The organism is Geodermatophilus sp. CPCC 206100 (assembly GCF_048569675.1).
Lineage (GTDB): Bacteria > Actinomycetota > Actinomycetes > Mycobacteriales > Geodermatophilaceae > Geodermatophilus.
In genome coordinates this window covers 52,603-64,638 of sequence record NZ_JAQISV010000042.1, presented here as the reverse complement: position 1 = coordinate 64,638, position 12,036 = coordinate 52,603, and the positions used below count along the sequence as shown (strand labels likewise).

Below are 12,036 nucleotides of genomic sequence, written 5' to 3'. Positions count from 1 at the left end.
TGCGCGCCGGCCGGCTGCCTGCCGGCGGGGCGGCCGCGGCCGCGGCTGCCGCGGCGGCGGGAGCGCGGCGCGGCGCTGTCGGTGGAGGGCGTGGACGGGTCGTGCGAGGTCATTCGGGTTCCTGACGCTCGGTGTGGCTCCCCGTGCGGCCCGGCGACCGCGAGCACCGGCGCACTCGCGCGGGCTCGCGTCGTCAGCGGGACGTCGGGCAACCGGGCGCGCCTCGGTGGCGCAGCCTCGGTCCGACGTCGAGTCCTGCAGCTCCGGATGAGCGGAGGGCGGCGCCGGTATGTCGTACTCAACCAGATGCGGACGGTGCCTGTGCCCTCACCTCGGCGAGTGTCCGGTCACACCGCGCCGCGGTAGGTGCGCCGGTAGGTCCCCGGCGCCACCCCGATGCTGGCCCGCAGGTGCTGGCGCAGGGAGGCCGGCGTGCCGAACCCGGCCTGCGCGGCGACCCGGTCGATCGGCGCGTCGGTGGACTCCAGCAGCTGCCGGGCGAGGGCCAGCCGCTGGCCGGCCAGCCAGCGCAGCGGCGACAACCCGGTCTCCTCGCGGAACCGTCGGGTGAAGGTGCGCACGCTCATCCGGGCGTGCCGGGCGAGGTCGGCGAGGGTGAGCGGCTCGGCCAGCCGATCGACCGCCCAGGCGCGGGTGGCCGCGGTGCCCGCGTCCCCGCTGTCGGGCAGCGGCCGCTCGACGAACTGGGACTGGCCGCCCTCCCGCCAGGGTGCGACGACGTTGCGCCGCGCGACGCGGTTGGCCACCTCGCTGCCGTGGTCGCGGCGGACCAGGTGCAGCATCAGGTCGATGCCGGCCGCGTTGCCCGCCGAGGTCAGGACGTCGCCGTCGTCGACGAAGAGCACGTCCGGGTCGAGCCGCACCGACGGGAACAGCCGCCGGAAGGCCGGTGCGTGCAGCCAGTGGGTGGTCGCCGGGCGCCCGTCGAGCAGCCCGGCGGCGGCCAGGACGAACGCGCCGGTGCAGATCGACACCAGCCGGGCGTGGCCGGCCGCCTCCTGGAGGGCCGCGGCCAGCTCCGCCGGGACGGTGCCGTCGGCCATCGCCGGACCGCCGTAGACGCCGGGGACGACGACGGTCGAGGCCTCGGCCAGCACCGAGACGTCGTGCTCGGGCACCACGCTGAAGCCGGCGGAGGTGCGGACCGGGCCGCCGTCGAGCGTGGCCACCCGCACCCGGTAGAGGCGGCGGTCGTCGCCGTCGACGGCGGACTCGAGCAGCCGGTGGGGGAGACCCAGCTCGAAGGCGATGGTGTTCGGCAGTGCGAGGACGGCGACCTCGGAGCGAGGGCCTCGCGTCATGGCCGGACTGGGGCCCTGAGACATGGCGGGACTGGGGCCCTGGGACATGGCGGGACTGGGGCCCTGGGACATGGCCGGACTCGGGCCCTGTGACATGGCCGGATCGTTGCACATGTTGGCCTACCGGCCACTGTCGGCCGCCGCGGGCCGTCGGTCATGCTGCTCGTCGTGACGACGACCGATCACCCCCGCGCGGCGACCGGCCCCCGCATCCACCCCGCCTGGTGGGTCGCGGCCGTCACCTTCCTGGCGCTGGTCGGCGCCGCGGCCTTCCGGGCGGTGCCCGGGGTGCTCATCGACCCGCTGCGCGCGGAGTTCGGCTGGTCGGTGTCGACGATCTCCGCCGCGGTGGCGGTCAACATGGCCCTCTACGGCCTGACCGCGCCGTTCGCGGCGGCGCTCATGGAGAAGTTCGGCGTCCGGCGGGTCGTCGTCGGCGCGCTGCTGCTGACCGCCACCGGCAGCGGGCTGACCGTCTTCATGACGACGAGCTGGCAGCTGGTCCTGCTGTGGGGCTTCCTCGTCGGCCTCGGCACCGGGTCGATGGCGCTGTCGCTGGTGGCCACGGTGACCGGCCGCTGGTTCGTGGCCCGCCGCGGCCTGGTCTCCGGCGTCCTCACCGCCGGCGGCGCGACCGGGCAGCTGGTGTTCCTGCCGCTGGTCGCCTGGGCCGACGCGAACTGGGGCTGGCGCTCGGCGTCGCTGGGCACGACCGCCGCGGCGCTGGCCGTCGTCCCCCTGGTGGCCTGGCTGCTGCGCGACCGGCCGCGCGACCTCGGCGTCGCCCCCTACGGGGGCACGGCCGCCGACGACGTCGACCCGGTGCGCACCGGCGCGGCTCGGACGGCGGTGCGCGGCCTGGTCGAGGCGGCCCGCAGCCGGCCGTTCTGGCTGCTCGCCGGCGGGTTCTTCATCTGCGGGCTGTCGACCAACGGCCTGGTGCAGCCGCACTTCATCCCGGCCGCGCACGACCACGGCATGCCGGTGACCACGGCGGCCGGCCTGCTGGCCGTCGTCGGCATCTTCGACATCGCCGGCACGATCTTCTCCGGCTGGCTCACCGACCGGGTCGACCCGCGGGTGCTGCTGCTGGCCTACTACGGGCTGCGCGGCTTCTCGCTGTTCCTGCTCCCGCCCCTGTTCGGGCCGGAGCTGCACGTCAGCATGATCGCGTTCATCGTGTTCTACGGCCTGGACTGGGTGGCCACGGTGCCGCCGACGCTGGCGCTGTGCCGGGAGCACTTCGGCCCGCGCGCCCCCGTCGTCTTCGGGTGGGTGTTCGCCTCGCACCAGGTCGGCTCGGCGTTCGCCGCGTTCGGGGGCGGGGTGGTCCGCGACGTCACCGGCTCCTACGACCTGGCCTGGTTCACCGCCGGCGCGCTGTGCCTCGCGGCCGCGGCGATGTCGGTCGCGATCCGCCGCCGTCCGGCGCCCCCCGCCGGCGGTCCGGACGTCGGACTCCCGCCGTCCCCGACCCAGGCGGCGGCCGGCCAGGCGCACGGCTGAGCAGGGACCCCGTCCTCGCCACCCCTCGCACGGCGGCCGGGGTCAGGCGGTGCCGCTCAGGCGGGGGTCGACGGTGCGGCCGGTGATGAGGTCCGCCGCCCGCTCGGCGACCATCAGCGTCGGGGCGTGGGTGTTGCCGCGCACCAGGGTCGGCAGCACCGAGGCGTCGACCACGCGCAGCCCGTCGAGGCCGTGCACCCGCAGCCGCGGGTCGACCACGGCGTCGTCGTCCACCCCCATGCGGCAGGAGGACGCCGGGTGGTACAGCGACTCGACGGTGTCGCGCACGGCCCGGCGCAGGCCCTCCGCGGTCGGAACGGCCGGGCCGGGGGACCGCTCCTCCCCGAGGACGGCGGCCAGCGGCGGGGTCGCGGCGATCTCGCGGGCCTGCTCCACCCCGCACACCAGCGCGTCGAGGTCGCGCTCGTCGGTGAGGTAGCCGGGGTCGATCGCCGGCGCCCAGGTGGGGTCGGCCGAGCGCAGCCGCACCGTGCCGCGCGAGTGCACCCGCACCAGCGTCGCGGCCGCGGTGAACGCGTCGACGTGCGGATCGGCCTCCGCCTGCCGCCAGAACTCCACCGGCAGGAAGTGGAACTGCAGGTCGGGGGCGGGCAGTCCGGGCCGCGACCGGCTGAACAGGCCGGCCTCGGCCAGGTTCGACGACAGCGGACCGCGGCGGGCGGCGAACCACCGCGCGTACCCCCACGGCGACTCGCCGCGGAACAGCGACCGGCCCGACCGGGTCGGCCAGATCACCGGCACCAGGGGGTGGTCCTGCAGCCCGGAGCCCACTCCCGGCAGGTCGTGGACGACGTCGACGCCGACCTCGCGCAGGTGCGCCGCCGGACCGATGCCCGACAGCATCAGCAGCTGCGGGGAGTTCACCGCACCGCCGGCGAGGACCACCTCGGCGGCCGCGGCGACGGTGTGCCGGCGCCCGCCGCGGCGGTACTCGACCCCGGTGGCCCGGCCGGCCGAGACCAGCACCCGCGTCGCCAGCGCACCGGTCCGGACGGTGAGGTTGGGCCGGCCCTCGGCGGGGCGCAGGTAGGCGTCGGCGGCCGACCAGCGCCGGCCGCGCCGCTGGGTGAGCTGGTAGAGCCCGGCGCCCTCCTGGCGGGGGCCGTTGAAGTCGTCGTTGCGCGGGTGCCCGGCGGCGACGGCGGCCTGGACGGCGGCCCGCGACCACGGGTGCGGGGACCGCGGGTCCTCCACCCGCAGCGGGCCACCGGCACCGTGGGAGGCGTCGGCGCCGCGGGCGTTGTCCTCCGTCCGCCGGAACAGCGGCAGCACGTTCTCGGAGGACCAGCACGGGTCGCCGGTCAGCTCCGCCCACTCGTCGTAGTCGCACCGCGCGCCGCGCACGTAGATCATCGCGTTGATCGACGAGGAGCCGCCGAGCAGCTTGCCCCGCGGCCAGAACAGCCGCCGGCCGCCGAGACCCGGCTGCGGCTCGGTCGTGTAGTTCCAGTCCCGCCGGGTGCGCCACAGCTTGTACAGCGCCGCCGGGACCTGCACCTCCAGGACGTCGTCCGAGCCCCCCGCCTCCAGCAGCAGCACGCGCAGCGCGGGGTCCTCGGAGAGCCGGCCGGCCAGCACGCAGCCGGCCGACCCGGCGCCCACGACGACGACGTCGAACTCCCCGCCGTCCTCCTCCTCGGCCGCCGGGCCGGGGGCGGCGCTCACCGGTGGCGCCCGTGCACCAGGCCCATCGCCCGGGCCAGGACGTCGGCGGCCGCGGCCGGGCGCCGGAAGCTCATGAGGTCGACCGGCAGGGCCACGCGCTGACGGGTGATCGCCTTGGTGCGGGTGAACTCCCGGAGCCCGTCGGCCCCGTGGATGCGGCCGAACCCGCTCTCGCCCACGCCCCCGAAGGGCAGCGCCGGCACCGCGGCGAACGTGAGCACCGAGTTGACCGACGTCATGCCCGTGCGCATCCGGCGGGCGAGGTCCATGGCTCGCCCGCGCGACCGCGAGAACACCGCGCCGGCCAGGCCGTGGGCGTTGGCATTGGTGCGCTCGAGCGCCTCCTCGGCGTTCCGCACCCGGGTGATGGTCAGGGTCGGCCCGAAGGTCTCCTCGCGGACCGCCGCCGAGGTCTCGGGGACGTCGAGCAGCACCGTCGGCGCGACCCACCGGTCGTCCACGGTGCCGCCGGTGAGCACCCGGCCGCCCGCGGCCACGGCGTCGTCCACGTGCCGCCGGACGACGTCGGCCTGGCTGGGCATGGTCATCGGGCCGTAGGCCGCGCCATCGTCCGATCCCGGGCGCAGGCCGCGCACCCGCTCCTCGACCTCGGCCACGAAGGCGTCGTGCACCCGCTCGGTCACGTACACCCGCTCGATGCCGATGCAGGTCTGCCCGGCGTTGCTCATCCCGGCCCAGACGGCGGCGTCGGCCGCGGCGGCCACGTCGGCGTCGTCGTCGACGATCATGGCGTCCTTGCCGCCGAGCTCCATGACGACCGGGGTGAGGGTCTCGGCGCAGGCGGCCATCACCCGCCGGCCGGTCGGGGCCGAGCCGGTGAAGGCCAGCTTGCCGACGCCGGCCCGGCACAGCGCCGCCCCGGTCCCGCCGTCCCCGGTCACGACCTGGAGCGCGTCGGCGACGTCGGGGACGGCCGCCCGCCACGCCGCGGCCAGCCACGCGCCCACGGCGGGGGTGTGCTCCGACGGCTTGAACACCACGGCGTTCCCGGCGGCCAGCGCGTAGGCGATCGACCCCATCGGCGTGAACACCGGGTAGTTCCACGGGCCGATGACGCCGACCACGCCGAGGGGCTGGTACTCCAGCGTGGCGGCGTGGTTGGCGGCCAGCAGGCCGGGGTTCACCCGGCGCGGGCGCAGCACCGTGCGCGCGTGCGACCCCGCCCAGGCCAGGTGGTCGACGGCCAGGGTGATCTCCAGGACGGCGTCGGCGTGCGGCTTGCCGTTCTCCCGGTGCACGAGGTCGGCCAGCTCGTGCAGCCGCCGGGCGAGGTGGCCCCGGTAGGCGGCCAGGCGGGTGCGGCGGCCGTCGAAGCCGAGCGCGGCCCACGCCTGCGCGGCCGGCCGCGCGCGGGCCACGGTCGCGCGGACGGCGTCCTCGTCGTGCACCGGGAAGGTGCCGACGACCGCGCCGGTGGCCGGGTCGGTCGAGTCGAAGGTCCCGGTGGTGGCGTGCCGGTCGACGGTGCCCGCCGCGTCCCCGGTGACCGTGCCCAGCTGCTGCGCGAGCGACATGGCCGCAGGTTACGCGCGGGTAGCACCGTCGGCCGGTCGGCGTCGGGGCCGGCCGCCGCAGCGCCGGCCGGGGGTGGTGCGGCGTCCTCCGTCGGAGGCAAGGGCCTGGCGGTCGTCACCGTGCTGCGTATCTTGGTCAGCACGTCCGCGCGGACGTGCTGACGCCTGCGCGGGTCGCCCACGGGCGCGGCCTGCCCCCCGCGCCCCCGTCCGCACCGGCAGGAGGCCCGATGACGAGCGCCGCCGCACTCGTGCCGCCCGACGGGGACGACCTCGCCGCGGACGTCTCCGAGGAGCTGGCCGTCCCGGCCGACGGCGACCCGCTCGCGCCGGCTCCGGTCCGGCCGCAGACCCACGTGCTCATGTTCTGCGGCGTGCACCTGATGGACCCCGGGCTCGCCGTGCCCACGCAGGGGCTGATCGACGTCCTGGCGCGGGTGGGCGTCGGCGAGCACGCGGCCCGGTCCACCGTGAGCCGGATGCTGCGCCGGGGCACCCTCGAGCGCTCCCGCCGCGGCAAGCGGATCCACCTGTCACCCACCGCGCGGGCGCTGGCCGAGCTGGCCGAGGGCGGGGAGCGGGCCTGGCGCTCGCCGGTGAACCGCACCTGGGACGGGCAGTGGACGCTGCTGGGCTTCTCCCTGCCCGAGAGCCGCCGGGCCGACCGCCACCTGCTGCGGTCCCGGCTGCAGTGGGCGGGGTTCGGCATGCTGCAGAACGGCCTCTGGGTGGCGCCGGGGCAGGTCGACGTCGAGGCGCTGCTGCAGAAGCTCGACGTCCTCGACGCCCTCAAGGTCTTCCGGGCGGCGGTCGCCGAGCCCACGCAGGTGCCCGACCTCATCGACGACGCCTGGGACGTCGCCGCGCTCGCCCGCGGCTACGAGCGGTTCCTGCAGCGCTGGGACCGCCCCGACCCCCTGCCCGGCGCGCCCGACGACCTGGCCCGGCAGCTGTGGCTGCACGGCGAGTGGACGCTGCTGGCGCGCTCGGACCCGGGGCTCCCGGTCGAGTACCTGCCCGCCGACTGGCCGGCCGTCCGCGCCGAGCACGTCGCGCTGCGCCTGCGCACCCGCTACCACCAGGGTGCGGCGGCCATCGCCGCGCGCCTCGTGGAGCGCGCCGACCCCGCCTGACCGTCGACGGTTCCCTTCCATCGACTGGGACGGTGCGTTGACGTTCGCCACGAGAGTGAATAACTTGCCGGAGGCGGCAGATGCCGGGTGCGTGCCGCCGGTGTACCCCGTGCGCTCCACTGCCACGCTCTCGAGAGGACTCCCATGCAGCTGAACGGCAAGGTCGCCGTCGTCACCGGGGCCGGTCGCGGCCTCGGTCAGGCCTACGCCAAGGCGCTCGCCGCGGCCGGGGCCGCCGTCGTGGTCAACGACCTCGACGTCGAGCTCGCCGAGGAGACCGTCGCGGCCATCCAGGCCGCGGGCGGCTCCGCGGTCGCCGAGGGCTCGGCCATCGGCTCCACCGAGGCGGCCGACGCCCTCGTCGCCAAGGCGGTCGAGGAGTTCGGCCGGCTCGACGTCATGGTCACCAACGCCGGCGTCCTGCGGGACCGCTCGCTGCTGAAGATGGAGGACCCCGACTTCGACCTCGTCGTCGAGACCCACCTGCGCGGCACCTTCACCTGCGGCCGCGCCGCCGCGCGGCGGTTCAAGGAGCAGGGCGGCAACGGCCGGCTCATCCTCATCGGCTCCCCGGCCGGGCAGCGCGCCAGCTTCGGGCAGACCGGCTACACGGCGTCCAAGGCCGGCATCGTCGGCCTGGTCCGCACCTGGGCCGCCGAGCTCGAGCGCAGCGGCACCACGGTCAACGCCGTCATCCCGGTCGCGCTGACCCGCATGGTCGCCACCATCCCCGGCCTGGGCGAGCTGGTGGAGAAGGCCGACCGGGGCGAGCCGATCCCCGCGGAGGTCCGCGCCACCGGCCTGGGCACCTCCGACGACGTCGCCGGCCTGGTGGTCTTCCTCGCCTCCGACGAGGCCGCCGGCATCACCGGCCAGGCCATCGGCATCGGTGGCGACCGCATCGCGATCTGGTCGCACCCGACCGAGGTCGCCGTCGAGGTCCGCGAGGGCGGCTGGAGTGCCGACTCGATCGCCGAGGCGTTCCCGACCCAGTTCCAGCCGCACCTGCAGGCCTTCAAGCCGGACACCGTGCCCGGCGCTCCCGAGGGGAAGTGACCCCGGCCATGGCGATCAACCTCGACGACATCGTCGCGATCGACGTGCACACCCACGTGCACAAGTCGGTCGCGGGCACCGAGTACAACGCGGATCCCGAGAAGGACATGGGCGAGTACTTCGGCATCGGCAAGATGCCGCAGTACTCGCTGCCCGAGCTGGCCGAGTACTACCGCGAGCGGAAGATGGCGGCGGTCGCCTTCGGCGTGGACAGCGTCTCGCAGACCGGTGAGGAGCCGGTGCCCACGAACGAGGAGGTCGCCGAGCTCGCCGCCGAGCACAGCGACGTCATCATCCCGTTCGCCAGCATCGACCCGGCCCGCGGCGCGGCGGGCGTGCGGGCCGCGCGCCGGCTGGTCACCGAGTACGGCGTCCGCGGGTTCAAGTTCCACCCCAACACCCAGGCGTTCTTCCCGAACGACCGGCTGGCCTACCCGCTCTACGAGGTCATCGCCGAGCACGGCCTGGTCGCCCTGTTCCACACCGGCCAGACCGGCGTCGGCGCCGGTCAGCCGGGCGGCGGGGGCATCCGGCTGAAGTACTCGAACCCGATGTACGTCGACGACGTGGCCGTCGACTTCCCCGACATGAAGATCATCCTGGCCCACCCGTCCTTCCCCTGGCAGGACGAGGCGCTGTCGGTGGCCACGCACAAGCCGCAGGTGTACATCGACCTGTCCGGCTGGTCGCCGAAGTACTTCCCGCCGCAGCTGGTGCAGTACGCCAACTCGCTGCTGAAGAACAAGGTGCTCTTCGGGTCCGACTTCCCGGTCATCACCCCCGAGCGGTGGATGAAGGACTTCGACGGCATCGCGATCAAGGACGAGGTGCGCCCGAAGATCCTCAAGGAGAACGCCGCGAAGCTCTTCGGCCTGGGCGGTTCCGCGGCGTGAACGAGAGCCTGGCGACCGTCCTGGAGACGGTCGGGGACCTCCGCCGCGACCGGCTGGCGGTCAGCCACGGCGAGCGCAGCCGCACCTGGGCCGAGCTCGACGAGCGGGCCGCCCGGCTGGCCGGCCACCTCGCCGCGCAGGGGATCGGCCCGGAGTCGCGGGTGGCGGTGGCGCTCTACAACGGGATCGAGTACATCGAGAGCGTCTACGCGATCCTCAAGCTCCGCGCGGTGCCGCTGAACGTCAACTACCGCTACCGGCGGGACGAGATCGTCGGCCTGCTGGAGGACGCGCAGGCCGAGGCGGTCGTCTTCGACGCCGCCCTGGCCGAGCGGTTCGGCGAGGCCCGCCCGGCCCTGCCGAAGCTGCGTGCGCTGGTCCAGGTCGACGGTCCGGACGACGTCCCGGAGTGGGCCGTCGACTACGAGCAGGCCGTGGCCGCCGCCGAGCCTGCGCCGCGCATCCAGCGGGGCAACGACCACTGGCTGATGTACACCGGCGGCACCACCGGGCGGCCCAAGGGCGTGCTCTCCCGGCACTCCGGGCTGTTCGCCACGGTCTGCGCCAACGGGCTGCTGCTGCTCGGGGAGTCCGTTCCGCAGTCGCTCGACGAGCTGCGGGCAGCCCTGGAGCGGCTCGGGCTCGACCGGGACGCGATGGTGTGCCTGCCCGCGCCGCCGCTGATGCACGCGACCGGCATGTACACCACCCTGGGAGCCCTGCTGGCCGGCGGTCGCGTGGTCTACCTGGCGTCGCGGTCCTACGACCCCGACGAGCTGGCGGCCACGGTGCAGCGGGAGCGGGTCGACACCGTCTCGATCGTCGGCGACGTCTTCGCCCGGCCGCTGGCCGACGCGCTGGACGCCGCGGAGGCGGCCGGCCGGCCCTACGACCTGTCGACGCTGAAGCTGATGATCAGCGTCGGCGTGACCTGGAGCGCGGACGTCAAGGAGCGGCTGCTGCGGCACGCCCGCGACATGGTCTGCCGTGACCTGGTCGCCTCCTCGGAGGGCGGGCCCTACGCCGTCCAGGAGACCCGCCGCGGCGACCCCACCGAGACCGCGCGCTTCCAGCTGTTCCCGGGGGCGCAGGTCATCGACGACGCCGGACGGCCGGTGACGCCGGGCTCCGGGGAGATCGGGCTGATGGCCGCGCCGGTCGACGAGCACATCGCCTACCAGGGCGACGCCGAGGCGACGGCCAAGACCTTCCGGGAGATCGGCGGGCGGCGCTGGGTCGTCCCCGGCGACATGGCCAGCCTGGATGCCGACGGCACCGTGGTCTTCCACGGCCGCGGCAGCCGGGTGATCAACACCGGTGGCGAGAAGGTCTTCGCCGAGGAGGTCGAGCAGGTGCTGCTCACCCATCCCGCCGTCCGGGACGCCATGGTCGTCGGCGCCCCCGACCAGCGGTGGGGCTCCCGGATCGTCGCCGTCGTGGCCCTGCAGCCCGGTACGGAACTCTCCGACGAGGAGGCCCGTGCCTACGTCGGCGAGCGACTGGCCGACCACAAGAAGCCGCGGGAGCTGGTCGTCGTCGACGAGCTCAAGCGCAGCCCCTCCGGCAAGGCCGACCTGACCTGGGCGCGGCACGTCGCCGAGTCCACCCCGTAGTCCCCTCACCTCAGGAGATCCCCATGAGCACTCCCATCACCGTCGACGGCGTCGAGGGCGTCAAGAGCATGGTCGGCAAGGAGGTCGGGCCGACCGACTGGGTGGAGGTCACCCAGGACATGGTGAACCTGTTCGCCGACGCCACCGGTGACCACCAGTGGATCCACGTCGACGTCGAGCGGGCCAAGAAGGAGAGCCCCTTCGGCGGCCCCATCGCCCACGGCTTCCTGACCCTCTCGCTGATCCCGCGGTTCCTGCCCCAGCTGTACACGTTCACCGGCTTCGGCATGGGCGTGAACTACGGCCTGGAGAAGGTGCGCTTCCCCTCCCCGGTGCCGGTGGGCAGCAAGCTGCGCGCCAAGGCCAGCATCGACGAGGTCACCGACATCAAGGGCGGCATCCAGGTGCTGACCACCGTCACGTTCGAGGTCGAGGGCTCGCCCAAGCCGGCGTGCGTGGCCGCCAGCGTGGTGCGCCAGCTGGTCTGATGTCCCTCGTCGGCCGGGCCGGCTGCGCAGCCGGCCCGGCCGACGACCCCTGCGATCCCCGAGGAGCCCCGCCCGATGAGCGATCCGCTGCAGGCCGCCGACCCGTCCGACCGCCTGCCGGCCGACCTGGTCGAGCGGGCCGCCCGCCTCGGCGCGTCGACGGTCCACGAGGCGGCCGGCCGGATCGGCGCGCTGCCGTCGTCGATCGGGGCCCTGTACCGCGAGCAGCCGTCCGTCGCCGGCCCCGCCGCGACCGTCCTCTGCCCGGACGGCGACAACCTGTGGCTGCACCGCGCGATCTACGCCGCGGCCCCCGGTGAGGTGTTGGTCGTCGAGGTCGGCGCGGGGGAGGACTTCGGCTACTGGGGCGAGGTCATGGCCACCGCCGCCCAGGCGCGGGGCATCGCCGGGCTGGTGATCTCCGGCTGCGTGCGGGACGCGGTGCAGGTGCAACAGCTCGGCTTCCCGGTGTTCAGCACCGGCACGTGCATCCGCGGCACGGTCAAGGACCCGCTGCGGCCCGGCGCGATCGGCGGCCGGCTGCGGCTGGGCGACGTCCTCGTCTCGCCGGGGGACCTCGTCGTCGGCGACGCCGACGGGGTGGTCGTCGTCCCGGCCGGTCAGGCCGAGGCGGCGGTCGCGGCCGGCGAGGCCCGGGAGCGCAAGGAGGCCGGCCTCATGGCCCAGCTGCGGGCCGGGGCCACGACCCTGGAGCTGCTCGGCCTGCCCGGGGACACCGGCGCCGGCCGGTAGTCGAACGCCTCGAGCGGTTGCCGGGGACGCGTCGCGCGTCCCCGGCAACCG

Annotated in this window: 10 protein-coding genes; 7 read left to right on the top strand and 3 right to left on the bottom strand. The window is 75.2% G+C overall.

Annotated features, from left to right (window positions below; translation table 11 throughout):
* Positions 1-347: 347 nt before the first annotated feature.
* Positions 348-1,322: a GlxA family transcriptional regulator gene (locus PGN05_RS18870; protein WP_419754109.1), complete on the bottom strand. Its 975-nt coding sequence runs from the start codon at positions 1,320-1,322 to the stop codon at positions 348-350.
* Positions 1,323-1,490: 168 nt separating this feature from the next.
* On the opposite strand from PGN05_RS18870, the gene PGN05_RS18865 reads away from it, so the two are divergent.
* On the top strand, positions 1,491-2,828 hold the full coding sequence (locus tag PGN05_RS18865) for an MFS transporter (RefSeq protein WP_419754108.1): 1,338 nt from the start codon (positions 1,491-1,493) through the stop codon (positions 2,826-2,828).
* 42 nt (positions 2,829-2,870) lie between these two features.
* On the opposite strand, the gene PGN05_RS18860 is transcribed toward PGN05_RS18865, so the two are convergent.
* Both PGN05_RS18860 and PGN05_RS18855 read right to left on the bottom strand, forming a co-directional pair.
* Positions 2,871-4,514, bottom strand: a complete 1,644-nt coding sequence (locus PGN05_RS18860) for a GMC family oxidoreductase (RefSeq protein WP_419754107.1) — start codon at positions 4,512-4,514, stop codon at positions 2,871-2,873.
* Positions 4,511-6,049: an aldehyde dehydrogenase family protein gene (locus PGN05_RS18855; RefSeq protein WP_419754106.1), complete on the bottom strand. Its 1,539-nt coding sequence runs from the start codon at positions 6,047-6,049 to the stop codon at positions 4,511-4,513. The genes PGN05_RS18860 and PGN05_RS18855 overlap by 4 nt, the downstream gene beginning before the upstream one ends.
* A 230-nt stretch (positions 6,050-6,279) precedes the next feature.
* Here PGN05_RS18855 and PGN05_RS18850 point away from each other — a divergent pair, with 230 nt between their 5' ends.
* The 6 genes from PGN05_RS18850 (at position 6,280) to PGN05_RS18825 (ending at position 11,985) form a co-directional block, all read left to right on the top strand.
* A complete protein-coding gene (locus PGN05_RS18850; protein ID WP_419754105.1) occupies positions 6,280-7,182 on the top strand; it encodes a PaaX family transcriptional regulator C-terminal domain-containing protein in 903 nt (300 codons plus the stop codon).
* Positions 7,183-7,326: 144 nt separating this feature from the next.
* Entirely contained in the window at positions 7,327-8,238 is a 912-nt protein-coding gene (locus PGN05_RS18845) for an SDR family NAD(P)-dependent oxidoreductase (RefSeq protein ID WP_419754104.1), read from the top strand.
* An 8-nt stretch (positions 8,239-8,246) separates the two neighbouring features.
* Entirely contained in the window at positions 8,247-9,131 is an 885-nt protein-coding gene (locus tag PGN05_RS18840) for an amidohydrolase family protein (RefSeq protein WP_419754103.1), read from the top strand.
* The gene (locus PGN05_RS18835; protein ID WP_419754102.1) at positions 9,128-10,744 is read left to right on the top strand and encodes an AMP-binding protein; all 1,617 of its coding nucleotides are present in this window, start codon (positions 9,128-9,130) and stop codon (positions 10,742-10,744) included. Before PGN05_RS18840 ends, PGN05_RS18835 begins: the two co-directional genes overlap by 4 nt.
* 23 nt (positions 10,745-10,767) lie before the next feature.
* Complete coding sequence (locus tag PGN05_RS18830) at positions 10,768-11,232, top strand: MaoC family dehydratase (RefSeq protein WP_419754101.1); 465 nt, start codon at positions 10,768-10,770, stop codon at positions 11,230-11,232.
* Between the two features lie 75 nt (positions 11,233-11,307).
* A complete protein-coding gene (locus PGN05_RS18825; RefSeq protein ID WP_419754100.1) occupies positions 11,308-11,985 on the top strand; it encodes an RraA family protein in 678 nt (225 codons plus the stop codon).
* Positions 11,986-12,036 lie beyond the last annotated feature (51 nt).

What these genes read in the sequence shown, in the direction of transcription:
- PGN05_RS18870 (WP_419754109.1), bottom strand. Translation starts at nt 1,322, where the DNA reads ATGACGCGAGGCCCTCGCTCCGAGGTCGCCGTCCTCGCACTGCCGAAC.
- PGN05_RS18825 (WP_419754100.1), top strand. Translation starts at nt 11,308, where the DNA reads ATGAGCGATCCGCTGCAGGCCGCCGACCCGTCCGACCGCCTGCCGGCC.
- PGN05_RS18840 (WP_419754103.1), top strand. Translation starts at nt 8,247, where the DNA reads ATGGCGATCAACCTCGACGACATCGTCGCGATCGACGTGCACACCCAC.
- PGN05_RS18855 (WP_419754106.1), bottom strand. Translation starts at nt 6,049, where the DNA reads ATGTCGCTCGCGCAGCAGCTGGGCACGGTCACCGGGGACGCGGCGGGC.
- PGN05_RS18830 (WP_419754101.1), top strand. Translation starts at nt 10,768, where the DNA reads ATGAGCACTCCCATCACCGTCGACGGCGTCGAGGGCGTCAAGAGCATG.
- PGN05_RS18850 (WP_419754105.1), top strand. Translation starts at nt 6,280, where the DNA reads ATGACGAGCGCCGCCGCACTCGTGCCGCCCGACGGGGACGACCTCGCC.
- PGN05_RS18845 (WP_419754104.1), top strand. Translation starts at nt 7,327, where the DNA reads ATGCAGCTGAACGGCAAGGTCGCCGTCGTCACCGGGGCCGGTCGCGGC.